This window comes from Nostoc sp. (assembly GCF_035638895.1).
Classification (GTDB): domain Bacteria; phylum Cyanobacteriota; class Cyanobacteriia; order Cyanobacteriales; family Nostocaceae; genus Nostoc.
In genome coordinates, this window is sequence record NZ_DASQZC010000149.1 from 1 (window position 1) to 24,902 (window position 24,902).

The following is a 24,902-nucleotide window of genomic DNA, read 5'->3' on the forward strand; positions in this document are numbered from 1 at the left end:
GATTTTACTAGTTTGGCCGATTTACAGGTTTGGCTAGAAGCGCGATGAATCCTTATATGGGAAAGCTGAGAGAATGAATTTGCAGTAGGATAAAGCAAGCGATCGCACTCCGATTTTTGGGTATGATTTAGAGCGATCGCACAATCGTATAAAAAGCAGAATCTAGGTAAAATAAAATTAGCACCTTAAATAATTGAGTATCTAGTAAAGGGGGATAGAGTATAATAAATTACACGATTTTATAATCAGCAAAACAATGAGTGTTATCCCATTTATATTGGATGGTAGTAATAGGACAGTTGTAGAGACTAGGGAAGAGTATGAGAAAGCTGGTGGTCTCGAAGGAAATGTAATTTTTATACTGAATCTTGACACCAAACAAATTCGTAATACAGAGTCTAGCAATGCAACTTATGATTTAAAAGTTGGTGATGAATACAGAGATCACAGAGACTTTGGTAAAACTGATTTGTTAGATAACGGCAAAATATCTCTTCAAGCAGGATCTACTGTCATTATTGAGACAGCCCAAGAAGTTAAATTCCCTAAATCTAGATTTGGTCATGTAGTTCCAAAAGTATCTCTTTTGCAACATGGTTTATCTAATACATCATCTAAAATAGACCCTGGATATGAAGGAAAACTTTCCATCACAGTTTTCAATTTAGGTAAAAAAACCATTGAACTTAAGAAAGGACAAGTTTTTTGTACACTTTATGTAATTGATGTCAAAGAAGGAGTTATTCCTTATCAGAAAGGGTCTAAAAAAATTGCCGGAAACTCTAGAAAGGATTTATTAAGTAGAGTTAGAGATTTTATTGAGACAAATCAGACCTACTTTACTATTATTTTAACTATTGCAACCATAGTTTTAACAATAGTTCAAATTGTGCAGCCTTTAGGTAAACAGGAAATACAGACACTTCCTAAAGAAAGCAAAGAGAAAATTAAATAATTCTTTTAAAGCTTGCTTAAACCTTAGCTAGAGTTACACCCTTTAGCTGGTCTTGATACTTACCCTGACGTGCTTCATAATTTACAGCACATGGTTCTCCTTCCAAAAACATCAACTGTACTATTCCTTCACTGGCGTAAATGCGGCAATCAGCGCTAGAAGCATTGGATAACTCTAGTGTCAAATAACCGCGCCAAGCAGCTTCGGCTGGAGTTACATTTGCAATTATTCCACAACGAGCATAAGTACTTTTACCTATACAAATTACTGTAATATTATCTGGTATTTCCAGTCTTTCAAGGGCAACCCCAAGCCCATAGGAGTGGGCAGGCAGAATGAAGTATTTGCCATTCACATCTGTATGGAGTTCTGTTCGCTCCAAGTTTTCAGGATTAAAATTTTTAGGATCTACTACAGTGCCTGGAATATGCCTAAAAATGCGAAAATCATCTGGTGATAGTCTGATGTCATAGCCAAAGCTGCTAAGACCAAATGAAATTACAGGTAAATTCTCAAGGTGCCGTATTAGGCTTGGCTCAAAGGGCGAAATCAAACCCTGTTGAGCCATTTCAGTAATCCAGATATCGTTCTTAATCACAAGTTCGCTACTAACGTTAATTCAAACAGACTCGATATATTAGCACGAACTGAGTATTTTGTTTAAGGTCGATAACTCCGACGGATTTCTGTAATTTGATCTGCTACATCGAGAAGAGATTTTGGCATCTCTGGCCCTGTGAGAATGATATCGACGTGGGGAGGGCGTTTTGCCAGAAACGTTAAAACTTCCGTTTCAGGAATTAAACCAAAATTAATCGCTAAACTTAACTCATCTAAGACAACGAGAGAATACTTACTCTCACACACTACCTGTTGTGTATACTGCCACAACTTTTGTAAGGCTTTGTTTTCCGTATCGTCTAAATGCGGTGTATCAATACAACGAGGTAAATCACAGCGAATCCAATCTAAATTTTGTCCTAGTTGTATTGGTCGATCCTGTCCTTGACGAATACCTCCTTTGAGAAACTGCACTATTAATACTGGCGTTCCTTGTCCAGCTATCCTCAGTGCTTGGGCCATAACGCTCGTAAAAAAGTTGCGATGGGAGCTAGTGAAAACTTGCACTAGTCCTTCCACTGGATATGGTAAGGTAAGGGGTGAATTTATACTTGGAGTTTCTAGCTGGGCAACCATAGGGTAAAGTTCAAAAAATTACAATAAATTAAAGGTTTGTGCTGGCGGTACTTGTTACAAATCTGCCTATATAATCTATCTGTTTTTCACAGTTGTGGTGAATTTGGCAAATTGCATTCTTAGTCAAACACTAGGTTTGTGCTGAAGTCAAGAGTTTTGTTGATTTGGATTTACGTATTTTGTCGGTAATTAGTTGCAAAAATGAAAACATTAGAATTACAGTTCCAATTATTTAAAAAAGCTAGGCATAACGTCTAAAAATAGCTAAATGTTAGATTTATCGGTTTTTGGGCAAAACAGACTTAGCAAGTAGTGAATTTGACAGGATGAGGAGTAAATTGTTGTGAGATTGGTGATTCTGGGAGGTTCAGGATCGGGTAAAAGCACTCAAGCACAAAGGCTTTGCAGATATTTTGATATTCCGATGATTTCCACAGGTGAGATTTTACGGGGAGCGATATCTGGCGATAGCCTGTTCCCGGAGTTGCAATGGTCGGAAGCTGACCCCCGGACTTCTCTTTCGGTTTACGCTAGCCTGAGTGAACTAGGTTATCACGCCCGACCCTATATGCAAAAAGGGGAGTTAGTTCCAGACGAAATGATCATTGAATTGATCCGAATTCGCCTTAGACAACCAGATATTAACGGAGATTGGGTGTTGGAAGGCTATCCCCGTACCGCCTTCCAAGCTGAAGAATTAGATTTTTTATTGGATAATTTAGAGCAAAGGCTAGATAGGGCAATTTATCTCCAAGTGTCGGAAGCAGTCATGGTTAGCCGTTCCTTGGGGCGATCGCTACCAGATGACCAACCAGAAATCGTGCAACGCCGTGTAGAATTATTCTACGATCGCACCATTCCAATACTTGAATATTACGACCGTCGTCGCTCTTTGTTGACCATCAACGGCGACCAGTCACCAGATATGGTGCAGCAAAATATTTTGACTCTGCTTTCAGTTCCTTAGAAGAGGGAGGGGGGAAGGGGGCAGGGGGAGCAGGGGAAGCAGGGGGAGAAGGGGAAGCAGAGGAAGAATGACAAATGACAAATGACACTAAGGTAATCTTAAGGCAGTATTGTAAAACTTGAGGCAACTCCAATGGCTTGGCAGCGTCCTGACGGCCGTATTGCTTACGAACTACGTCCGATCAGTTTTCACCCCAATTTCACCCGCTTCGCCCCCGGTTCTGTTCTCGCAAGATGCGGTGATACTCAAGTCCTTTGTACTGTTAGCGTTAATAAGGGAGTTCCGAAGTTTCTCGAAGGAACTGGTAAAGGCTGGCTAACTGCTGAGTACCGGATGTTACCATCTGCTACCCAAAAACGTCAAGAAAGAGAATTATTAAAATTATCTGGACGGACACAAGAAATTCAACGTCTAATTGGCCGCAGTTTACGCGCAGCAGTGAATTTTGAGGCGCTGGGAGAACGCACGCTGACTGTGGACGCTGATGTGCTGCAAGCAGACGCTGGAACTCGAACAACAGCCATTACAGGCTCCTTTGTGGCGTTGGCTCATGCAATTTCTAAATTATTGCAAGAGGGGGTGTTGGAGCGATCGCCTCTGTGTGGACAGGTAGCAGCAGTTTCCGTAGGATTACTGGAGGGAGAGCCATTTTTGGATCTAGATTATATCGAAGATGTGGCTGCAACAGTAGATTTTAACGTGGTGATGAATCAACACCTGGGAATCATTGAAGTCCAGGGAACAGCCGAAGAAGGCAGTTTTAGCCGGACTCAGTTGAATCAACTGCTAGATGTCGCCCAAAAAGGAATTCAGGAATTGTTAATCGCCCAACGCGAAGCGATCGCTGACTGGGAAACGCTGTTTGTGATTAATTAGTTTTATTAATTTTTAATAAGAATTGATAAATGTATCCTTTGTGGCGTTAATCAACAAAGTATCAAGTAACTGCGTGTAAATAAAATAATCATGAGAATAGTTAGTAGTTAGTACGACTGACTACTAACTACTTTCCGTTGAAGGTGATAAGGAGCGTCTATGTTTTCCAGCCTAGCTAATCCACTATGTTAAATGTTTCAAAAGTTAAAAAGGAGGATTGTAATAAGTTCGGTATTGTATTGCCAGAAGCCAGCAATATAATGATGAAGCCATGAACAAAACCGTTGAAGTTCTACCGGATCAGCCGACGCTGGTTGCACGAGCGCTAGAATTAATTTTGTCGAAGTTAGAAACTGCCATTGAGCAGCGAGGGCAGTTTAGCATTGCCTTATCTGGTGGTAGTACACCTAAACCGTTATACGAAGCGATCGCTAATCAAAAACTGCCTTGGGATAAAATTCATATATTCTGGGGGGATGAGCGTTACGTACCACCAGATCACCCCGATAGCAATGAACTGATGACGCGTCGAGCGTGGCTAGATCGTGTTGATATCCCAGCAGGTAATATTCATGCGGTACCAACCTTAGAAGCCAATCCAGAAGTGGCTGCTGCTAAGTATGAACAACAGCTTAAAGAGTTTTTTAATTCTTCTGGGGTCGAGTTTCCCTCGTTGGATGTAGTATTACTAGGAATGGGCGATGATGCACATACCGCATCTTTGTTTCCCCACACAGAGGCTCTCAAAGTACGCGATCGCCTAGTTACTGTGGGTAACAAAGACGGAAACCCCAGGATAAGTTTCACATACCCCTTCATCAACGCTGCGAACAGTGTAATTTTTCTAGTTGCTGGTGCTAATAAACGACCAGCTTTGGCGCAAGTCTTTGCACCAGTAGCCGATGACTTCACTTACCCATCCCGCTTAATTCAGCCCCAAGGAGAACTTTGGTGGCTGCTAGATGCGGCAGCAGGTTTGGAACTCCAAAATTAAACTTGGGAATTGGTCAAAGAGGCAGAGGGGCAGGGTGCAGGGCGCAAGGGGGAGAATGTAATAATTTACCTCTTTCCCCCTCTGCCCCCTGCTCCCTTTCACCGTGTCCAATTAATAGTTCCATCAGCAGTAATTGCTAGAATCTAAAGCTAGGGCCGCCCTCTGCTTGCTAGTCCTACCTATATTTATGATGATCTTGAACAAAGGCTAAATATCGATGATCGTCTGCCCTAATTGCAATCATCCCAATCCTGATGGCGCTGTCCAGTGTGAAGCTTGCTATACACCCTTACCCGCAACTACTAACTGTCCCAGTTGTGGGGCAACTGTGCAGGCAGATGCTGCATTCTGCGGTCAGTGTGGCTATAACCTTCACTCCGCAGGAGTTCCACACGTTCATAATCCGGCAGTTGTAACAGTTACTCCCGATGTTCCTGTGGAAGTTCCGCCGTTAGTTCCACCCGATCCCCTGTTAGAACTTTTACAACCAGATGCTTTGGGAATAAGTGGTTATACTAAGTCTCATCCTCCCGAATCATCTTTACCAGCAACGGAAGTGGCAGCTCCCCCATCTGCTCCGTCAGAGATACCTGTGGCAAAAAGCAGCCCTCCAGAACCAGCGCCAACGATCGCAGCTCAACCGGTAGTATCTATACAAAGTATTCCTACTCCACCACCGTTGGAACCAGCGCCAGCCCCTGAAGCCGAAGTACAGGAGCCAGCCGCACCAGCACCAACTGCAACTGTTGCCAGAACACAATTGCAGCAGGTTACAGGGCGGTTAATCCACGTTCAAAGCGATCGCTTAATTGAATTGCCGCAAAATCTCTCTGTGATTCATATCGGCAAACCCAATGACCGGATTCCCCCAGATATAGATGTTTCAGGATTTCCCAATTCAGAAGTTGTCTCGCGGATTCATGCAGATATTCGCGTCGAGGGAGATGCTCATTATGTAGAGGATGTAGGAAGTTCCAATGGCACTTACATTAATAATTTGCCACTTTTACCAGGAAATCGTCATCGCTTAAGACCAGGCGATCGCATCAGCTTAGGTAAAGGAGACTTAATGACATTCCTTTTTCAACTTGCTTAACTGATTCTCTATCAATTGTGACATCAGTCTTGCGAATTTTAGATTTTGAATTTTGGATTTTAGATTGAAGAAATAATCTAAAATCTAAAATCTAAAATCCAAAATTGAATGCCCCACGAATTAATCGGGGGGATAATCTAAAATCTAAAATCTAAAATTGAGTGAACTATGAGGGAACCTAGTAAAAATTTTGAAACTTTGCTCACTAAAGAAGCCCCGCCAGTTGTTGAACGCATGGGGCTAACCTGGCTAATTGCAGCAGCGATCGCAACTGCTTTACTGTGGCAAATACCAGCAGGGGATTATATCTTATACCCATTTACGATCCTGGCAACTTGGTTTCATGAAATGGGTCACGGCTTAATGGCGCTCCTCTTAGGGGGACAGTTTCAGAAATTGCAGATTTTTAGCAATGGTTCCGGTGTCGCAACCTATGGCATCCGGTCGTCATTGGGGCCAATTGGCCCGGCAATAGTCGCAGCCGCAGGCCCAATGGGGCCGCCTCTTGCTGGTGCAGCTTTAATTTTGGCTTCCCGCAGTTTTACAGCAGCTACCCTGAGTTTGAAAATTTTAGGGAGTTTTTTGCTGTTTTCCACATTAATTTGGGTACGTTCCTCGTTTGGATTGGTGGCAATTCCCTTGCTGGGTTTAACAATCTTGGGTATTGCCCTGAAAGCACCTCGCTGGGCACAGGGGTTTGTAATTCAATTTCTAGGTGTACAAGCTTGTGTGAGTACGTACCATCAACTTGATTATCTATTTAGTAGTTCTGCTGGCCCCCTTGGACTTTCTGATACAGGGCAAATGCAGCGATATTTGCTTTTACCTTACTGGTTTTGGGGCGGGTTAATGGCGATCGCATCTCTGGTGATTTTAGTCCAAAGTCTCCGCGTTGCCTATCGTTCAGAATGAAAATACAGATGAGCGATCGCCCTCTTAGAGTCACGAATTCAACTCTGAGTATTTTGATTGCTGAATTAGGTACAGAGTGCCTAAAAATAAAAACTTTAGTTAACCAGTTACAGTTACCTAGTTTAACTGTTAACCAACAAGCTGAAATTCTTGCAGAACTTTTAGCTGCTGCGGTTCATCTGCATAATCATTGTGACGAAGATTTTCAGACGCTAATTATTGAGGAAATGGAAAATTTGCCTGGTGATGAGGATTGATTAGTGATTTTAGTCCAAAGTCATTGCGATCGCCAAGCATTACCTAAGCTAACACTTAAGCGCGAATTTCATTTGGACAAGAACGACCTTGTTCAACATCAGCAATATTAGCAAAAGTTGTTTCTGCAATATTGTGGAGAGCTTCTGCTGTAAAAAATGCTTGATGTCCGGTAATAAGTACATTTGGAAACGTCGTCAGACGTTGGAAAATATCATCTTGAATAATTGCACCAGACAAATCCTCAAAAAACAATTCCGATTCTTGTTCGTAGACATCCACACCGAGATAGCCAATCTTGCCAGACTTCAACCCCTCAATCACTGCTTGAGTATCAATCAGCGCTCCTCGGCTAGTATTAATTAGCATCACCCCTGGCTTAATCTTTTCTATAGCCTCAGCGTTAATCAAGTGATGCGTTTCGGGAGTCAGGGGGCAATGTAGGGAGATAATATCCGAGTTGGCAAATAACTCAGGTAGTTCTACATACTTTCCACCTAGCGCCTCCAATTCTGGATTGCGATAAACGTCATAAGCGAGTATGTGACAGCCAAACCCCTTCATAATCTGTCCTAAAATCAGACCGATTTTGCCCGTGCCAACAATCCCCACTGTGCGCTCATGCAAATTAAATCCCAACAGTCCATCTAAAGAAAAATTGCCTTCTCGGACACGGTTATAGGCTCGATGAATTTTGCGATTCAAGCTTAAAATCAATCCCACAGCATGTTCTGCTACCCCATAGGGTGAATAGGCGGGAACACGCACAACGGTAATTCCTAAATCTGCTGCGGCTTGTAAGTCTACATTGTTAAACCCTGCACAGCGCAGGACAACCAGCCGAGTTCCCCGTGAGGCGAGAAGTTCTAAAGTTGGCGCGTCAACCTGATCGTGCACAAATACGCAAACCGCCCCAAATCCGGCGGCGAGGATAGCTGTATCCCGATTTAAACGAGGTTCAAAAAACACTAATTCGTGTTGGGTGGGAGAATTTGCATCTGACAAAAACTTGCGATCGTAGACTTTTGTGCTGAAGACTGCTACTTTCATGCAAAACCTCAAATTGTATGCTGCACAATGTTCGACTACATGATAACCTTGGCAGTTGAGAAGCGATGTCTACGATGGGCTATTCGGTAGCTTTAAACAGAAAAGAATTCAGGATTGCTTCAAGGCAGATGGCTGACTTTTGGCTGCTCGAAGTAGCCATACATCACCCGAGAAACTTGACGAATAAAATGCCTAGCTCTAATGTCATTATTCGGTCTTCGCACGAAAATTCCTGCTAAATAACGCTTACCTGATGGCGTTTCAATAATACCCGCATCGCCTAGTACAAACCGTAGAGTACCTGTTTTATGGGCAATATTTGCACCAGAACCTAAACCAGATGGTAGCAATGCTCTATTATTACAACGAATCATAATACCTAAAACTTGGGATTGACTTTTATCAGAAATTAACTGATTATTTGTAACCAAAGCTGACAGTCGTACCAAGTCTTTTGCACTAGTTTTATTAGTTCCTTTGAAGTCTCCTAACATATTGCGAATTACAGTGCTTTGTAATCCCCAACGGCGAAATTTTTGATTTAATTTAGATACACCACCTAAACGATCGATAATCATATTCGTAGCAGTATTATCGCTAATAGTCATCATCTTGGTTGCAGTTTGCAAGAGACTAAGCTTAGTTCCCACTCGTTGATACTGCATATTCCCAGAACCGCCAGTGACATGCTTGCGTCGCATCACCAAAGTTTCGCCTAGTTTGATTCTCCCTGCATCTACTTCTTGAAATAAAGCAATCAAAATCGGATACTTAATTGTGCTAGCAGCAGAAAAAGCTTTATCACCATTAAAACTAAAATAATCACCTGTTTCTAAATCCATAAAAAAGATTCCGGGAGTAAGGAATCTATAGCGAGCCATTAATGCTTTAATAGGAGTTTTTAGTTCTGATATCTCGCGTCCTAAAGGAACTATACCAGTAAATTTAGTACTATTTATTGGAGTGACAGGATCGGTTAGAGGAACCGGAGCAATAAATTTAAGTTTTGGTAGTTGTAAATTAGATTGATTTGCACTCCAGTCCTTTGCGTTGCCAATTTGATTCGTATTGGGATTCGCTTTTACTGGGGACGATAGTAAAAGAATACTTGTAAGGCTCAGTAAGAACCAGCGTAGTTTCATGTAGTGCTGTGAGGATCGTGTTGGATTTATTTACAGAGACTTTCCGAATAAGTCAATCAAATCCGGATTGATTGATATAGTAATCACTAAGATATCCGATGTCAAGAGATATTAATAAGAGATTTTATGGAATATTGTAACCAATAATTTTGATAAAAAAGTACAAGGTATAATATAGAAAATATGTTTATATTGCAGAAAATAATTATACAAATAGTAAGAGATTATGATTACAATTTTAATTTTACTAGCAATGAATTATACATAGCCATTGGGATAAAAAAGCACGCGCAGTCGAACCAATTAAAAAGTGTAAACTGAAGGCTACAAAATGACTAATAGTTGTGGGCTATTGAGGATTTTATAATTGTTCTAAAATTTCTACAGAAGATTTTATAACTTACCCAAAAAGTGCTAAAAAGCCTAATTTATCGAACCTCCATCTCTGCGAGAGGCTTCCGTCAACGCGCAACGTCTCGTAGAGAAGAATCGTAGAGTTTGCGTAAGTCCTAGATTTACCTGTATCAGCTTAGGTGTTTGTTCCAGAGATCATGTTGGTTAACCTGATGAATAGATAAAGCGATAATGCTATAGTAGTAAAGGAAATATGGTAAAATTTTCCTTACTTCACGGCATTTGAACACTCAAATGTGTGAATGATATAGCTGGAGAGGTGTCCGAGCGGTTCATGGTGACGCACTCGAAATGCGTTTTGGGGAAACCCAACGGGGGTTCGAATCCCCCCCTCTCCGTTTAAAATGATTGCCGAAAAATTAGACAAACAGTGATGTTTGGCTATATATGTAACGGATGTTGTATGTAACGGTATTATATTTCCTTACTTAGTCAAATATTTTTCCAACTACATTAAAATATACACTGACGATAGAGTTTTTTGGGATAAACTAATGCCATCGTGTGAGGAGTGAACGATGGCAAATCACAATATGGGGAAAGTGCCCTCATTTATTTTTATCAGTATCTGTTTATATCTAGGTATTAGTATAGGAGTCGTTATCCGGCTTGGGCAATCACAGCGATTAAACGCTGCTACTACACCCACTGAACCTGTATCATTACCATTAGCTATTCCTGTTACGCCATCAACAACAGAAGGAAAAACCTTTCCAGCTACTATTACTATCAAAGCCGTTGGAGATATTATTCCTGGCACTAATTTCCCTAACTATAGATTACCCCGGTTTCGAGATCAATTATTACCAAAATCAGTGAGAACTCACTTGCAAGGATCTGATATCTTGTTTGGTAACTTTGAAAGTAGCTTAACTAATTATCCCTACACTGCCAAAGATATCAGTCGAGGACAAGTCTTTGCCTTTCGCTCACCACCTGGATATGCTCGGCTATTTGCTGAGGCTGGTTTTAATGTGTTTAATATGGCTAACAACCATGCAATGGACTTCGGCCCGGTAGGGTTCAAAGATACAAAGAAAAATCTTGAGGCTGTGGGTATTGCAACATTAGGTCATAAAAATCAAATTCTTTATCTGCAACCTAACAATATCCCTGTGGCAATGGTCGGGTTTTCTCCTTATGAAATGTATAATTCCATCCATAATTTACGAACAGCCCAAGCACTTGTAAAAGAAGCGAGAAATAAGGCCAACATTGTAATAGTATCGATGCACGCTGGAGCCGAAGGAACGGGGGCACTACATGTTAAGAATCAGACAGAGTTTTTTTATGGAGAAAATCGAGGTAATTCGATCAAGTTTGCTCGAAACATGGTTGATGCAGGAGCAGATTTAGTATTAGGACATGGGCCTCATGTTCCGAGAGCGATGGAAATTTATAAGGGAAAAATCATCGCCTATTCTTTAGGTAACTTTCTGGGATATCGAACTTTATCTACACATGCCCAGACGGGTGATTCTATGATTTTAGAAGTTAAACTTAACTCGGCGGGAAATTTGGTATCAAGTAAAATTATCCCCGTGCGGATGAATGGGCAGGGAATCCCTCAAATTGATCGGTATTTTCGGACTGTGAAACTTATGCGTTCTTTGAATAATCAAGCTTTTCCCAAAAATCCTGTGAAGATTAATAAAAAGGGGGAAGTTGTTGTACAGAAGAATAAATCTGACAATTCGGTTAATGTAGAAAAGCCCACGAAGAACTTAACCTCTTCCCGACCTTTAAGGGCAAAAATTCAAAGTATCTATCCTAAAAGGAGAGATATTTAGAGAGAGGTTTTTCAGATAAGGGAAAAATAAAAATAGTAAATAAGGAATTTAGTTAAAGATGAAACAAGATACAAAAAGATGTTTTTGTATTAGGAAGAGGCGTTTAATTTTAGATTATAAATTTTGGATTTTAGATTGAATGAAAAATTTAAAATTGACTAATTATTGTCATCTTGTAGCTTTTCCTGAGATTTCTGATCATTCTGGGGTTGAGTATCAGTCGGTAAATTTTGCTTGTCCAGTGTCGGTACTACTACAGCAGAAGGATCTGACTGTTTGGATTCTGTTGGTGGCGCTGTTGGTATAACCACAGGATTTGACGGAGTTATCGGTTGAGGAGAAGGAGAATTCTGATTAGAAGCGGGTGAGTTATTTTTTGGTAGTGGTGCGGGGGAAGCACTACGAGATGAACGGATCGCTCGTAGTTTTTCGACTAGCGAGGGTGTAGGTGAAACGCTAGGTGAAGGGGTGGATTGCTCAGAATTGCCGCGTTGTGATTCTGTTGTAGAGGTGCTGGGAGTTTCTTCTGGGGAAGAACGACGATTACGCCGGCGCTGCTTGGAACTATAAACAGGTGCTGATTCGCTTCTTGTGGTGGTGTTAGTCTCTTCAGCCCTCTCTAAGTTAGGAACTTTCGCAGGTGGTTCTTGAGTTGGCTGTTCAAAAAGCGGTTTTGCGGTTGGCTGTGGCTGAGATTTGGGTAAGATGCTAGTGATGCCAAAACCCGCCGTAGCAGCAACCAGGGCTACACCTATACCAATGAATATTTGAGATGACCCCAGTTTTTTTGCCAGTACATTTTTTTTGGCGATCGCTGGGTTGGGCTGCACTAACCCAGATGATTTATGAATGCGATTCTGAGAAGTTTTCCCATTCCCAATTAAAGTTACTGCTTGCTGGGCAGATAAATTGATAGTTGGCACTGCATAAGTGGCTAAGGCTTGCGGTGTCATATTCAGCCCATTTCCAGGTAGCAGTTGTAACCACTCAGCAACTGTCGCTGGCCGAAAACGAGATTCCACCGCCATCCCGCGCATTACTGCCTGGTTGACAGAAGCACTCAAATGTGGTTGTAATTCGCGGGGGGAAGGCATTTGTTCGCGATCGCGCAACAATGCTGGCATAGGAACCTGTGCTGTCAAAAGTGAATACAAGGTTGCTGCTAAACCATAAACATCCGTGGCGGGTGTGCGCGGCGCTTGCGTCAAATACTGCTCAATGGGAGAATAACCTTCAGAAACCATACCTGTGTGAGTCTGCCTGACACTGCCATTAAATTCCCTGGCAATGCCAAAATCAATCAGTACTACTTCTTGGGTTCCTTCACGAAGGATAATATTATCTGGTTTGACATCTCGATGTAACAAACCGTTGTTATGTACTACCTGCAAGGCTGCCCCAATTTGCCGGATGTAATGAATTGCTGTGGCTTCAGGTAAAGGTATCCCTGGTAATACAAATGCGTCTCCTAAGGTTTCGCCACGAATGTATTCCATCACCATGTAAGGTAGTCCACTATCGACAAAAAAATCACTAACTCGGACTATGTTTGAGTGAATACACGTAGCTAATCGTCTAGCTTCATCTTGGAATTGGCGCTCAAATTTTGCAAAATCAGGATGTTGTCGCAGCCGTTCATTGATGGTTTTCATCACCACCTCGTGACCCAAGTAGTGATGCGTAGCTTTAAACGTAATGCCAAAGCCACCCCGCCCTATTTCTTGAATTAGGGTATATTTTCCATCCTGCAAAATTGTGCCTGCTAACATAAATCCTGAGTCCTGAGTGAGCAGATAACTAGCGAGTTCTGAGTCTTGAGGGATTCCTAAAAGATTTTCCCATATTTTTGATATGGGGCAGGGTTTTTGCCTGTCTATCTTACGGGATGATTTAATTGTTGGAATCCAAGTAAGAAAGACTTCCCCATGAACACAACAGTTTTATCTTTATAGGATAACGCGAGAGTCAAGAAATCCTAAAGTAGGAAATAAGCTCAATTTGTCTTCCACGAATTTGATGTGATAATTAACACGCTACTTGCTACAATGCCAAAGAGCAATTTTGTAATTTTTAGTAAGTTAGTAATCAGCATATTTTGGATATTTTCATCGATTATTTTTGAAAATTGACCAAGTGGAACGAGTTTATTCGGATGAATTGGGCACTTTCAATTAGCAATCAATAGGCATCAATTTAATGCAATTGACAATAGTATTAGAGACAGCGATGCCTACGGCGGTAAACTACGCACAGCAAGTAAAGCAATTAATTAGGCGGGTAAATTAGAGTCAAAGGACGCACTGACGAAAAACCAAATATCCGCATTAATGTTCTGAATGCTCACTTTCTTAAAATCGCTGACCTATGCCTAAATGCACTTTGCTTTCTCCTTGGTCATTAATGCCATAGTCAGCCCGAATTAAGCCTAGTGGTGAATTTAAGCGCACTCCAGCCCCATAACCAAAACCATAACCTGCTTTGCCTCGCACACCTGCTGGATCTCCTAATACAGTATCACCGGAGCCTAAGTCTGAGGCAAAATCGGCAAATAATACACCCCCTACGATTGGTAAGACGGGGAAGCGATATTCTGCGGAAGCTAACACATAACTGCGACCACTCCCTACATCTCCAGAATCGTAACCGCGTACTGAGTTGGAACCACCCAAGTTAAAGCTTTCGTAGGGCGGTAAATTACCAAGGACAGTACCAGCTTGCAGATTTACTGCAAATACTTGTGGTTGTTTGGTGTTAAATAATTGCACTGGCAAATATTGGCTGTAATTGGCTTTGAGGCGATTTAGAGAAATATTTCCTTGACCGATGGGGACAGATTGTTCTGTACTCAAACTCAAAACGGAACCTTTAGTTGGATTGAGGGGATTATCTCGTTGGTCTTTGGTGGCGGTGAAGGATACGGTAGTTAGGTCGTCAATACCAGTTCCACTCGCAGATAGGGTATTGCCTTGAGCGTCGGTTGGGGTAATATTACCTTGGCGATCGCGAATACTAGTTCGGGTATAATTTAATCCTAATGAGGTATTCCAGTCATCAATTGGTCGCTGCAAGCTGACACTACCGCCAATTTGACCTTCTCGAACTTTGTCGCCGTTAGCAAGCTTAATCTTGTCGTCAAAGGTTTCCGAAAGTTCCTGACTACGAAAACCATTCACAGTGTACCCTAAGCGATCGGGGTTAGTTATCCGATGGGGACTACTAAATTTGCTATTAAATTGCAAGTCTCGGCTACTTACACCAAGATTCACACCTAAAGTATCATTAACACCACCAACATTCTGATCTTGATAGCTGATTGTACCTATCAACCCCTGATCGGCATTGTAACTACCACCCACGTTAACACCACGCGCCCCACTTTCTTTGAGTTGGTAGACTAAATCAAGTTTTGTCGCATCCCCTTCTAAGGCAACATTCACACTCTCAAATAAACCAGTCCGATATAGCTGTTGTATGTCTTGTTTAACTATATTTTCTTGGAAAATTTGACCAGATTTTAGCTTGAGTTGCTGTTGCAGAAAATCTGGTTTGGTGCGTCCTCCCACGGGATTACCCTTGCTATCAATGGTTTTACCCTCGTCGTTGATAAAGCGAAACTTGATATTACTCACCAAGCCTTCAGCGACATTCACAGTGAGAATACCTTGAGAACTGGGTTTAATTGATAACACTCTTGCCAAATTATAACCATTGTCAACGTACCATTTGTTAATTTGTGGTACTGCTTGCTGGAGTCCAGCAGGACTGATGGTGGTTCCAATTTGAGATTGCAACTGTTGTTGGGCTACTTGGTAGGTGAGTACTTTAGCGCCAGATAGTTGTAGCGATTGCACAATCACCGGTTGCACTTGATAAACTACATTCAATCCAGCCTGTGTGCTAAAGCTCTTCACACTGACATTGCTAAATAAACCTGTATCTAAAATTGCAGTTACATCTTTTTGTAGCTGGCTTTGACTAGTTTCTCCACCCGCCTGGGTTTTAATTACTTTGCGAACGATTTGCTGCAATTCTTGATTGGCTCCCACTACCTGTACATCTGTAGCCGTCACTACTAAGCGATTGTCTGTAGCAGGCGTTTGGCGACGAGAGGATGAAGCAGAGGTGATGAGGGGGATTGTTACTGATTGTTTTAGTGTTGCCTTGTCTACTGGTTTTAAAACTACTGTGGAGTTGTTGTTAACAGCTGTTGGCACTGGGGCGGGATTTTGGGAAAATTCTTGTGCAACTATAGTTTCTGGCGAAGCAATTGTTTCTATGCGGGTGGGAGTATTTTCAATCACTGGCACTACTAAGTCATCAGTTTTTGTAGTTGGAGTGATGGCTTTAGTAGGTGCAGCCGTTGCTTGCTGAGTAACATTGGCAGCAGCCAAAGTAGCTAAAGTCAAAATTGCAGTAGCAGAAATTTTCATAATATATAATATTTAAGCTAATTAACTGAGAGTTAGTTATACAAAGGTTCAGGAATAGGGATAACACTAACTTCCAGCTTATTTGCGGATTTACCCATTCATACCTTTGTATACACTAGACAGTTAATTACCATTTTTTGTTTCACGCTAGCAGTACGAGAGGCTCAGATCCCCATTTACTATAAATTCTGTACGACTGGGTAATAAGTATTGCTTTAAAAGTTGAAGGAATATAGGACTAATATTTGATTTATGAAAAACCATAAGAGCTAAAAGCTTACTGTATAAAGATTTAGTTCTCAGTATATTTAGCAAGAATCAAGTAGAATTCCTATAGCTTTATACTAACCCAAGTTGCGGGTTATCAAAATCTGGGTGCTTTTCATAGAACTCAGTGCTGAGTCCTAAGCAAATTAAGAAAGACTTAGCATTTTTGTACTTAGTAAAAGTGCCGACACCACTTGCTTTATGCCGAGAAAGCTTTCCACCGCAGTAGCTACCCCTTGTGGGCGGTCTTTTAACTCGAAGCCGAGGCATCGGCTAAACGCTCCGGTAACGCTAATGGAACTCGGCACTCTTCATGGCATGATATCAGCATCACTTGATACTTAAAATACTTACTGCGAGGTTCTATGAGTAATGTATCTCGATTATCCCTAACCTCTAACTCTCAAGCTGCAACTTCTCCTTTACGGTTACTTGTATTAAGTAATGGTCATGGGGAAGATATGATTGCAGTTCGGATTTTACAAGAACTCCAACGACAATCCAACCCACCAGAAATCTTTGCTTTACCTCTGGTGGGTGAAGGACATGCTTACCAACAGTTGGATATTCCCCTCATTGGTTCAGTCCGCACTATGCCTTCGGGCGGCTTTATTTATATGGATGGCCGCCAATTAGCGCGGGATGTACGCGGTGGTTTATTACAACTTACCCTTACCCAGATAAAAGCTATTCGCCGTTGGGTGAGTTCTCAAAAAAAATTAGGTAATAAAAGAGCGATTTTAGCGGTGGGAGATATTGTCCCGTTGTTGTTTGCAACTTTCAGTGGCGCTAATTATGCTTTTGTAGGTACGGCAAAATCTGAATATCATGTGCGGGATGAAGCTGGATTATTACCACGGAAATCTAAAGATGTGCGTTGGGAAAACTTTTCTGGTTCAGTTTACCATCCGTGGGAACGTTGGTTAATGAGTCGTCGCCGTTGTAAGGCGGTATTTCTTAGAGATGCACTGACGACGGAAACATTAAAACAATGGCCAATTCCGGCTTTTTATTTGGGTAATCCCATGATGGATGCTCTGCAACCGACCTTTTCACGCCAACAATTTTATAGTCAGGATAGCCAACAGCAAGAGACAGTTCGACCTTTTGTAGTGACTCTTCTTCCTGGTTCCCGTCCGCCAGAGGCATACGCTAACTGGGAAACAATTATGATTGCTGTATCTGCGTTGATGGCAAGTTTCCAGGAGCGAAATTCGATTTTCTATACTTCTAATAGAGTGATGTTTTTAGGTGCGATCGCTCCGGGTTTAGACTCTCATATTTTATCCCAAAGTGTCCAATCCCAAGGCTGGCGCATTGAATCAACATGTCCTATCCAAATTGCTGATCCAAATATATTGACATTTAAACAAAGAAATGCATATCTATTGCTGACACAAAAAGCTTATAATGATTGCTTACATTTGGGAGATATAGCGATCGCGATGGCAGGTACAGCCACAGAACAGTTTATCGGTTTAGGAAAACCTGCGATCGCGATTCCCGGTAATGGGCCTCAATATAACCGTGGTTTTGCTGAAGCTCAAAGTCGTCTTCTAGGCTCATCTTTGATTTTAGTTGAGCAGCCAGCAGAAGTTGCCAAAATAGTACAGTCTCTATTTAAAGATCCTGATATTTTGCAAATTATTGCCGAAAATGGTCTACGACGCATGGGTAAACCCGGAGCAGCACTACGCATTGCAGAATGTTTACAGGAACAATTTTGATTTGGCATTGGAATAGTTATTCTCCTTGTCCCCTTGTCCCTCTGCTCCCCCTACTCCCCCTGCTCCCTCATCCTCTCACGCTACCAACCCAGAACGTAAAGCCCTTACAGCAGCTTGGGTACGATCATCCGCACACAGTTTATTTAGAATATTACGAACATGGGTTTTCACAGTACCAACTGTAATGTAGAGTTTCTCAGCAATTTGCCCATTGCTACACCCAGCTACAATCAATTCTAGGATTTCTAGTTCTCGTTGAGTCAGGGGATATGTTTCCAAAACTTGCTCGTATTCTGATGCCAATGCCTCAATTTTTACAGTCTTCGGCGTTTTATCAGAACCTTGGATCTCTCCAGGAATACCTTGCCGCATCTTCCGCAATACCACGTTGGCAATTGCCGGATCAATCCAAGAATTACCGCCGTGAGTCGCTTGGATCGCCTCAGTTAATTTACTGATACTTGTTTCTTTCATGTAGTAAGAATCAGCACCCGCCGCGAAGGCTGCAAGTACAGCATCCTCTGTGTGATCCATTGTCAGGATCAAAATTTTGGTTCCCGTTTGCCCAGTTTCAGCTTGGTGGCGTTTGAATTTACGGGTGAGTTCAATGCCATCCATATCAGGCAAACCGATATCTACAACGGCTACATCTGGCTTTGCTGTTTCCAAAAGTTTTAGTCCTTGGGTAGCATTTGCTGCTTCGCCAATTACTTTCAATGCGCTGTGAGACTGTAATGCTGCTCGTAGTCCCATTCGCGTTAAGTCATGATCTTCAATTAAAATAATGCTAATTTCATTCATTGCTACACTCGCTCTTACGCTGTTGGCATCTTTCAAAGTATTACTTTTTGTAAGCGCTATCTTTTATTTTCCTCAATCTTAAGATAGATGATCTTTCAACCACCCTGCATCCACCGATAGAAATAATAAACCTCCTATCTTTTAACATTTAGATAGAGAATAAATCTAGCTAGAGATATATAGATACTTGCACAATAAGATGAAAGATTGAGGCTAATGCAAAATTCCTCCTCCTGTGCGAAAAATTCAGCCTTCAGTTGCCATGTTCCATTAGTTAATTACTATTATTTTGTATAAACCTTACAAAAATGGACAAATTAGAAAAGGTAAAAATTATCTTACGAGAAAGTGAACGATGGTTTCGAGCCATTTTAACCAAACCTTTGGATTCCTCGGATTGATGCGCCTGATGGGCACCCTCATGGAAGAGAATTAGACGGCGTTAAAATTTGGTGGAATTACTAGCAGCAAAGTAATTGGTTATCCTTCGTGAGAAGCTTGCTGGCGTGACTTTTCACTGGATGTGGAAGGCTGCGATCGCCAGGAAAATACTAACACGGGTCTACCGATCGTTAAGAAAATTGCCGAAATCTCAGGAGGTAGGATTACTTCAAATTCAAAAGTCGGTATAGGGAGCTACTTTTTTATCTACCTAACTAATCAATCTTATGAGTAGAACTACTCAAGCTTATGGTACACAACATTGCTGTGCAACTCTCACCAATGGCTGACGACGGTCGCTTGCTGACTCAATTACAATTGTTTTAAGCAAAGCAAAAGTATTGTATTTTACTTTATATTAACTATGCTTGTTGTCTTCAGACCAATAGTTTTTGGTTTGTTAATTACCGAAACAGAGTCATAATACAAGCCTCTAATCTAAATTTATTTATGGTAATTATTAATTTTAAATTCCGAGCGACGTAACCTTCCCTAACTTTCTAGAGATGATGGCAAAGCTCAACAAGTATTGAATATTGTGCGAAATGCCTTAGTCAATAAAGTTACAGATTTTAAATGTCCGAAAATTTTATATTTTAATTAGATAATTTCAAAAGAGGAATGTTATACATCAACCTATGTTTAGCGGCAAAAATAAAAACCGATGGAAGATACGCTGAAAATTTTGGTTGTAGATGATGATGAAGTAGACCGAATGGCAGTCCGTTGTGCCTTGACTAAAGCAGGTATTCAAATGGAACTATCTGAAGTAGCCGATGGCAATAATGCGTTTTCTATTTTAAGCACCACTGCTTATGATTGTGTTTTCATCGGCTATCGCTTACTAGATCAGAATGGACTAACCTTAATTCAACAGCTACTTTCTTCGGAAATTAAAGTTCCTTTAGTAGTCCTAGCTGCTCAAGAAGATAAACAAACTGCTGTCCAATTATTGAAAGCTGGTGCTACAGACTATCTCTCTAAGTCTAGAATATCTCCAGAAAACTTGGCACAAGTTTTGCGGAGTGCAATTCGGGTTTATCGGGCTGAAATACAAGTAGCTTTGGTAAAAGACCAGCTTAGAAAAAGTCATGAACAACTTATTCGTAAGAACCAAGAATTGGACAGACAACAGCAACAGCTTCAAATGCAAAACTTCAAGCTATCAGAAGCATCAGTGCTAAAATCACATTTCTTGGCAACTATGTCTCACGAACTCAGAACGCCGATGAATGCGATTATTGGTTTTTCGCAAATACTGTTGCGTCCTAAGTTCGGTCAACTAACGCACCAGCAAGCAGATATGGTTGAACGCATCTTGAATAATGGGAAACATTTGCTGATGCTAGTCAATGAAGTTCTTGACTTTTCCAAGCTGGAAACAGGACGATTAGACTTAAAAGCAGAAAAATTTGATGTCTCAAAGGTAATAAATCTTGCTGTAAATGAAATGCGTTCCCTAGCTGACGCCAAAAACCTCTCATTGTTAGTGCAAATCGATTTGCAAAATACTTTAATATTTAATGATCCAGTTCGCATCAAACAGATTTTAATTAACCTGCTCTCCAACGCCATTAAATTCACAGAGTCTGGTGAAGTTTTGGTTGAAGTTAAAGAACTACCTGCAAATCGATTAGCAATTATTGTTCGGGATACAGGTATTGGTATAGCATCCACAGATTTTAAACGTATTTTTGAAGCATTTCGCCAAGTGGATCAAACTCTTACTCGGAAATATCCAGGTACAGGTTTGGGTTTGGCAATTATAGATTCACTGGTGAAAATGATGGGCGGTAAAATCTTTCTTGAGAGCAAATTAGGAGTCGGTTCAACGTTTAAAATTGAATTACCGCGCCAAATCACATTATCACCTGTAGGAGCCGATGTACCTCTACAGGTAGATGGCAAACGGGTTTTTGATTCTACTAAAAATCCACATCATTCATCTTATGAAGCTAGGCAAGCACCCGTAGGATATCCTAAATTTAAACTATAAATTACTTTCAAAAAAACTGATAAAAGTTAATAAATTATGTCTATAGTTGAAAATAATAAAATTTTTCGTATCCTCGCAGTTGATGATACTCCAGATAATCTGATTTTGGTTCAAGCAATTTTAGAAAGTGAAGGGTATGAAATTGATTTGGTTTCAGATGGAATAAAGGCTTTGCGGCAAGTTGAACAAGCTCCACCCGATCTGATTCTTTTAGATGTAATGATGCCAGGGATAGATGGTTATGAAGTCACACGTCGGATTCGGAATAACCCAGCAATTAGTTATATTCCAATTCTGCTGATTACTGCCTTTCACGAATCCAGTGTTGTCGAAGGTTTGGATGCTGGTGCTGACGATTTTATTCGTAAACCATTTGATACTGATGAACTATTGGCAAGGGTGCGATCGCTATTGCGTCTCAAGCATAGTTTGGACGAACAACAAAAAATGGCCCGCCAACGGGAGGATTTTGTTTCCCGTTTGACTCATGATTTGCGAACTCCTTTAGTAGCCGCCGATCGCATGTTGAATTTGTTTGAGATGGAGACATTCTGCGAACTTTCGGCGGAAATGAAACAGGCGATCGCAGTTATGATTCGCAGTAACCAAAATTTGATGGATATGGTAAACACCCTCCTTGAAGTCTATCGCTTCGAGGCAGGTAAAAAAACGTTGAATTGGGAAGAATGCGATTTACGTGAGATATCTCAAGAAGTAGTCAGCGAACTAAGCCCTTTAACTGGTGAAAAAGGGTTGATTCTAGAAATAGATACCCGTGAGTTAGATTCACAGGGTAAAAACGCTGGTATTATTATGGGCGATCGCTTGGAACTACGGCGGGTGATAAACAACCTGATTGCAAATGCCATCAAATTTACAGATACAGGAGGCATCACAATCCGCATCTTTGAAACACCACCCAATCCAGAAAATGCAGATTCAGTAACAATCGAGATCCAAGATACAGGATATGGGATTGCGCCCGAAGATCAGGCAACAATTTTCGAGCGATTTCGCCAAGGCAAACATAAACGCTCAGGTAGTGGTTTAGGGCTACATCTATCCCACCGGATTATAGAAGGGCACGCAGGAACTATCCAGGTAACATCTGAACTAGGTAAAGGTAGTTTGTTCACTATGCAACTACCTAAAAACATTTAAGTCCTTCACCTTCGCCTTCATATTTTTATGCTCGACTGCTAATCTTAACAAAGCTTCAAAGCTGGGTAAGAGGTGAATTTTCTTGCCAACTCACGGCGAATTATAGCCTCTAATTCCTCAAGCATATAGGGCTTGCTGATGTAATTATTAAATCCTGCCTTGAGAATACGCTCACGATCTTCCGTGCTAGCTAAAGCTGTGACAGCCACCACTGGAATTGTGCAAGTTAGAGGTTCAACCTTTAGATGACGCACAACATCCATACCGCTAAGACCTGGTAACAAAATATCCAACAAGATTAAGTCTGGTTGATATTCTTTAGCTACCAGCACCGTTGCAGAAGAATCTGTTTGACAAATGAATCTATAACCCATTGACTCAAGAGCATAACTAATTACCAAGAGACTATCATCATCGTCTTCTACTGCCAGAATCAAGGGCTGGTGAGAGTTTTGCTTCTTTTCATCACTCATGAATGAATGTGCCAAATACATCTCTCCTCCAGAAGATTTTATTAGGATTCATCGTCTTTACTTGGGCGATACAGACGAGGCTTACCGCGAACAATAGAATAGTGGCCAGTTAGGAATAACTTGTGTTTTGCTTTTGTCTAATTGATAACTCTAACCTATGCAACAATACTTGAGGAAACAAAACCTCAAGCTGACAACTTTAGCAGATACTTTTTGATTATACGCAAAATTACAGAAGATTTTCCCAAGGAGTTGATAATAACTTTAGATAGATGATTATTTCTAACTATATCGCTTTACCTGTATATGGTTTTAGATTTTAAAGATGATAAATAAGTAATCAAAGCTATTTACTATTAAATTCTGTACTAGAGTTGGTGTAGTGGATACTAAATTACTCAGGATAATAATTTTCAATACGTACTATAAAGTTTTGTTGAACTAAGCTTGATTTTATCCATTTTTTTCGCAACGCAATACTCCTGCGGTGTCGTTGCACAAATGCCTAAGCTGAAACCTATGTGAAACGGTAGTTTTACTTTTTGAACTTCATCGATATATCTATAACAGCCAGGGTTTTGTCGGATAGAAGAAGAATTCAGAAATAAGAATTCAGGAGTCATCTCATGTTCGGCAAATCACTTATAATATGTCATTGCGTACTCCTTTGGAGAACCCGTTGGCGCAGCCTCTCGTAGAGAAGGGTATGCAAGTGGAATGAACGCGAGTGCGTCTCGTTGGCGCAGCCTCTCCAAGAGTTGAGAAGCAATCGCAAAGGTTTGGGATTGCCGCGCTCCGCTCGCTTTTGACTAAGTATTAAGTCGAACATGATATCAGCAATCTTGACGCTCGTTCCTCTCTACGAGACGCTGCGCGTAGCTTGCTTCCCGAAGGGTACGCTATCGCTAACGCTACGCTATCTGCTTTTTCGGTCAGAATACCTTTCCTGTATTCTGACTCCTGGCTCCTGAATTCTATTTGGGACATTCAAACTTTTGAAGGGTTTTTGCAAGCGAGGCAAGCGCTACCATAGCAACCAAGCCAATTTAATATTATCTTCTGATTTTTAGTCCCCGAACTATCGGGGTATTTCTGTTAGTAGGTAGTGAAATGCGTAACTATTTTTTAACCACACTATAGATAGATGAATTGAAATCAAGGTAATTTTAAATTAATTATAGAAAACACTATAGCGGTTCCCATTCAGATGTAGTACAACCTTATATCACGAGGTGTAGGGGCACAGCAGTGCCCATTGGTGTCAACTTAAGTAAAAACGCTTATCCCACAGGCGTTTTACCCCACCCCTTAATCCCCTCCCCGTTCACGGGGAGGGGAGGTTTTGTCACTAGACAAAAGCGGGGTGGGGTTCCGACAACTTAATTGGTAATTGAGTAAGCTTGATATAACGTCATTGCCAGGGTTTTGCGTTAAGTTGACACGTATGAGCAGTGCCGTGCCCCTACGGGTGTACCTCAGGTAAACGAGAACCGCTATAGTATAGAACCCGTTTGACATCTTTCCCTGTGGTACTTGGCTTTGAAGTAAGCCGTCGTTCAGTGATCAACAATAGAGCCTGTTCAGCAAAACCGTTTTCTGCCAGAAAATGGGAAAATCCAGCTAGTTGCAAGGCTTCTGCTTCCAGAAGTAGATATCAAATGGGTTTTATATTCTGAATGAAGAGCAGCGCGTCGCGATAATCATCTTTCCCCCGAATCTTGATAGCCTTTTGCTGCTAGTCTTAAAGAATATACTGCTGTTTTTTTTTATATTACGAGTAGCTAGCAAGGATCAAATTTTAAATATGGCTTTTGAGGAAATCGAAGCATTTTTAAAGAAAATGCAGTCTGAACCTGAACTTAAAAACGAGGTGCTCGCAGCACCAACCGCAGATGATGTTGCGCGAATAGCACTAAAGCTTGGTTTTGAATTTTCAGGTGATGAATTATTGAGAATGT

General features: G+C 41.2%; 21 protein-coding genes, 1 tRNA gene and 1 pseudogene. 13 read left to right on the forward strand and 10 right to left on the reverse strand.

Features of this window, described 5'->3' with window-relative positions:
* The first annotated feature begins 256 nt into the window (after positions 1 to 256).
* Positions 257 to 955, forward strand: a complete 699-nt coding sequence (locus VE944_RS07115) for a dCTP deaminase domain-containing protein (protein WP_324974337.1) — start codon at positions 257 to 259, stop codon at positions 953 to 955.
* A gap of 16 nt (positions 956 to 971) precedes the next feature.
* Here the strand turns inward: VE944_RS07115 and dcd are convergent, their stop codons facing one another.
* Positions 972 to 1,523: a dCTP deaminase gene (dcd, locus tag VE944_RS07120; protein ID WP_230967836.1), complete on the reverse strand. Its 552-nt coding sequence runs from the start codon at positions 1,521 to 1,523 to the stop codon at positions 972 to 974.
* 92 nt (positions 1,524 to 1,615) lie between these two features.
* Positions 1,616 to 2,152, reverse strand: coding sequence for a P-loop NTPase family protein (locus VE944_RS07125; RefSeq protein WP_324974340.1), 537 nt, complete (start codon positions 2,150 to 2,152; stop codon positions 1,616 to 1,618).
* A 343-nt stretch (positions 2,153 to 2,495) separates the two neighbouring features.
* On the opposite strand from VE944_RS07125, the gene VE944_RS07130 reads away from it, so the two are divergent.
* The 6 genes from VE944_RS07130 to VE944_RS07155 all read left to right on the forward strand — a co-directional run bounded on the left by VE944_RS07130 (position 2,496) and on the right by VE944_RS07155 (position 7,254).
* Positions 2,496 to 3,119: an adenylate kinase family protein gene (locus tag VE944_RS07130; RefSeq protein ID WP_324974343.1), complete on the forward strand. Its 624-nt coding sequence runs from the start codon at positions 2,496 to 2,498 to the stop codon at positions 3,117 to 3,119.
* Between the two features lie 132 nt (positions 3,120 to 3,251).
* Entirely contained in the window at positions 3,252 to 3,995 is a 744-nt protein-coding gene (rph, locus tag VE944_RS07135; protein ID WP_324974346.1) for a ribonuclease PH, read from the forward strand.
* Positions 3,996 to 4,266: 271 nt separating this feature from the next.
* Positions 4,267 to 4,989 carry a 6-phosphogluconolactonase gene (gene pgl / locus VE944_RS07140; protein WP_324974349.1) on the forward strand — a complete coding sequence of 241 codons (723 nt, stop codon included), beginning with the start codon at positions 4,267 to 4,269 and terminating at the stop codon, positions 4,987 to 4,989.
* 217 nt (positions 4,990 to 5,206) lie between these two features.
* Positions 5,207 to 6,085, forward strand: a complete 879-nt coding sequence (locus VE944_RS07145; protein WP_324974353.1) for an FHA domain-containing protein — start codon at positions 5,207 to 5,209, stop codon at positions 6,083 to 6,085.
* Between the two features lie 168 nt (positions 6,086 to 6,253).
* Positions 6,254 to 6,997, forward strand: coding sequence for a M50 family metallopeptidase (locus VE944_RS07150; protein ID WP_324974356.1), 744 nt, complete (start codon positions 6,254 to 6,256; stop codon positions 6,995 to 6,997).
* Positions 6,994 to 7,254: a hypothetical protein gene (locus tag VE944_RS07155; RefSeq protein WP_324974359.1), complete on the forward strand. Its 261-nt coding sequence runs from the start codon at positions 6,994 to 6,996 to the stop codon at positions 7,252 to 7,254. The genes VE944_RS07150 and VE944_RS07155 overlap by 4 nt, the downstream gene beginning before the upstream one ends.
* A 55-nt stretch (positions 7,255 to 7,309) precedes the next feature.
* Here VE944_RS07155 and VE944_RS07160 read toward each other — a convergent pair whose 3' ends face one another.
* Entirely contained in the window at positions 7,310 to 8,302 is a 993-nt protein-coding gene (locus VE944_RS07160) for a 2-hydroxyacid dehydrogenase (RefSeq protein ID WP_324974362.1), read from the reverse strand.
* Positions 8,303 to 8,421: 119 nt separating this feature from the next.
* Entirely contained in the window at positions 8,422 to 9,444 is a 1,023-nt protein-coding gene (locus VE944_RS07165; RefSeq protein WP_324974364.1) for a serine hydrolase, read from the reverse strand.
* Between the two features lie 667 nt (positions 9,445 to 10,111).
* Between VE944_RS07165 and VE944_RS07170 the strand changes: the two genes are divergently transcribed.
* Together VE944_RS07170 and VE944_RS07175 are read left to right on the forward strand one after the other, a co-directional pair.
* A tRNA-Ser gene (locus VE944_RS07170) sits at positions 10,112 to 10,196 on the forward strand.
* Between the two features lie 180 nt (positions 10,197 to 10,376).
* A pseudogene (locus tag VE944_RS07175) lies at positions 10,377 to 11,543 on the forward strand (CapA family protein); the annotation flags it as partial.
* A gap of 263 nt (positions 11,544 to 11,806) precedes the next feature.
* On the opposite strand, the gene VE944_RS07180 reads toward VE944_RS07175, so the two are convergent.
* The 3 genes from VE944_RS07180 to VE944_RS07190 form a co-directional block, all read right to left on the reverse strand.
* Positions 11,807 to 13,417: a serine/threonine-protein kinase gene (locus tag VE944_RS07180; RefSeq protein ID WP_324974371.1), complete on the reverse strand. Its 1,611-nt coding sequence runs from the start codon at positions 13,415 to 13,417 to the stop codon at positions 11,807 to 11,809.
* A gap of 579 nt (positions 13,418 to 13,996) precedes the next feature.
* Complete coding sequence (locus VE944_RS07185; RefSeq protein ID WP_324974374.1) at positions 13,997 to 16,078, reverse strand: outer membrane protein assembly factor; 2,082 nt, start codon at positions 16,076 to 16,078, stop codon at positions 13,997 to 13,999.
* Between the two features lie 339 nt (positions 16,079 to 16,417).
* A complete protein-coding gene (locus tag VE944_RS07190; protein ID WP_324974377.1) occupies positions 16,418 to 16,615 on the reverse strand; it encodes a hypothetical protein in 198 nt (65 codons plus the stop codon).
* Between the two features lie 95 nt (positions 16,616 to 16,710).
* Here VE944_RS07190 and VE944_RS07195 point away from each other — a divergent pair, with 95 nt between their 5' ends.
* Positions 16,711 to 18,072 carry a lipid-A-disaccharide synthase-related protein gene (locus tag VE944_RS07195; RefSeq protein ID WP_324974382.1) on the forward strand — a complete coding sequence of 454 codons (1,362 nt, stop codon included), beginning with the start codon at positions 16,711 to 16,713 and terminating at the stop codon, positions 18,070 to 18,072.
* Between the two features lie 75 nt (positions 18,073 to 18,147).
* On the opposite strand, the gene VE944_RS07200 is transcribed toward VE944_RS07195, so the two are convergent.
* A complete protein-coding gene (locus tag VE944_RS07200) occupies positions 18,148 to 18,873 on the reverse strand; it encodes a response regulator transcription factor (protein ID WP_324974385.1) in 726 nt (241 codons plus the stop codon).
* 1,105 nt (positions 18,874 to 19,978) lie between these two features.
* On the opposite strand from VE944_RS07200, the gene VE944_RS07205 reads away from it, so the two are divergent.
* Positions 19,979 to 21,310, forward strand: a complete 1,332-nt coding sequence (locus tag VE944_RS07205; RefSeq protein ID WP_324974388.1) for an ATP-binding response regulator — start codon at positions 19,979 to 19,981, stop codon at positions 21,308 to 21,310.
* Positions 21,311 to 21,346: 36 nt separating this feature from the next.
* A complete protein-coding gene (locus VE944_RS07210) occupies positions 21,347 to 22,471 on the forward strand; it encodes a hybrid sensor histidine kinase/response regulator (RefSeq protein WP_324974390.1) in 1,125 nt (374 codons plus the stop codon).
* 44 nt (positions 22,472 to 22,515) lie between these two features.
* Here the strand turns inward: VE944_RS07210 and VE944_RS07215 are convergent, their stop codons facing one another.
* Together VE944_RS07215 and VE944_RS07220 are read right to left on the reverse strand one after the other, a co-directional pair.
* A complete protein-coding gene (locus VE944_RS07215) occupies positions 22,516 to 22,965 on the reverse strand; it encodes a response regulator (RefSeq protein WP_324974393.1) in 450 nt (149 codons plus the stop codon).
* 1,441 nt (positions 22,966 to 24,406) lie between these two features.
* Positions 24,407 to 24,574, reverse strand: coding sequence for a hypothetical protein (locus tag VE944_RS07220; RefSeq protein WP_324974396.1), 168 nt, complete (start codon positions 24,572 to 24,574; stop codon positions 24,407 to 24,409).
* 174 nt (positions 24,575 to 24,748) lie between these two features.
* Between VE944_RS07220 and VE944_RS07225 the strand changes: the two genes are divergently transcribed.
* On the forward strand, positions 24,749 to 24,902 hold a 154-nt coding region (locus tag VE944_RS07225), incomplete at its 3' end, for a Nif11-like leader peptide family natural product precursor (protein ID WP_324974403.1).

What these genes read in the sequence shown, in the direction of transcription:
- VE944_RS07115 (WP_324974337.1), top strand. Translation starts at nt 257, where the DNA reads ATGAGTGTTATCCCATTTATATTGGATGGTAGTAATAGGACAGTTGTA.
- dcd (WP_230967836.1), bottom strand. Translation starts at nt 1,523, where the DNA reads ATGGCTCAACAGGGTTTGATTTCGCCCTTTGAGCCAAGCCTAATACGG.
- VE944_RS07125 (WP_324974340.1), bottom strand. Translation starts at nt 2,152, where the DNA reads ATGGTTGCCCAGCTAGAAACTCCAAGTATAAATTCACCCCTTACCTTA.
- rph (WP_324974346.1), top strand. Translation starts at nt 3,252, where the DNA reads ATGGCTTGGCAGCGTCCTGACGGCCGTATTGCTTACGAACTACGTCCG.
- pgl (WP_324974349.1), top strand. Translation starts at nt 4,267, where the DNA reads ATGAACAAAACCGTTGAAGTTCTACCGGATCAGCCGACGCTGGTTGCA.
- VE944_RS07145 (WP_324974353.1), top strand. Translation starts at nt 5,207, where the DNA reads ATGATCGTCTGCCCTAATTGCAATCATCCCAATCCTGATGGCGCTGTC.
- VE944_RS07150 (WP_324974356.1), top strand. Translation starts at nt 6,254, where the DNA reads ATGAGGGAACCTAGTAAAAATTTTGAAACTTTGCTCACTAAAGAAGCC.
- VE944_RS07155 (WP_324974359.1), top strand. Translation starts at nt 6,994, where the DNA reads ATGAAAATACAGATGAGCGATCGCCCTCTTAGAGTCACGAATTCAACT.
- VE944_RS07160 (WP_324974362.1), bottom strand. Translation starts at nt 8,302, where the DNA reads ATGAAAGTAGCAGTCTTCAGCACAAAAGTCTACGATCGCAAGTTTTTG.
- VE944_RS07165 (WP_324974364.1), bottom strand. Translation starts at nt 9,444, where the DNA reads ATGAAACTACGCTGGTTCTTACTGAGCCTTACAAGTATTCTTTTACTA.
- VE944_RS07180 (WP_324974371.1), bottom strand. Translation starts at nt 13,417, where the DNA reads ATGTTAGCAGGCACAATTTTGCAGGATGGAAAATATACCCTAATTCAA.
- VE944_RS07185 (WP_324974374.1), bottom strand. Translation starts at nt 16,078, where the DNA reads ATGAAAATTTCTGCTACTGCAATTTTGACTTTAGCTACTTTGGCTGCT.
- VE944_RS07190 (WP_324974377.1), bottom strand. Translation starts at nt 16,615, where the DNA reads ATGCCTCGGCTTCGAGTTAAAAGACCGCCCACAAGGGGTAGCTACTGC.
- VE944_RS07195 (WP_324974382.1), top strand. Translation starts at nt 16,711, where the DNA reads ATGAGTAATGTATCTCGATTATCCCTAACCTCTAACTCTCAAGCTGCA.
- VE944_RS07200 (WP_324974385.1), bottom strand. Translation starts at nt 18,873, where the DNA reads ATGAATGAAATTAGCATTATTTTAATTGAAGATCATGACTTAACGCGA.
- VE944_RS07205 (WP_324974388.1), top strand. Translation starts at nt 19,979, where the DNA reads ATGGAAGATACGCTGAAAATTTTGGTTGTAGATGATGATGAAGTAGAC.
- VE944_RS07210 (WP_324974390.1), top strand. Translation starts at nt 21,347, where the DNA reads ATGTCTATAGTTGAAAATAATAAAATTTTTCGTATCCTCGCAGTTGAT.
- VE944_RS07215 (WP_324974393.1), bottom strand. Translation starts at nt 22,965, where the DNA reads ATGTATTTGGCACATTCATTCATGAGTGATGAAAAGAAGCAAAACTCT.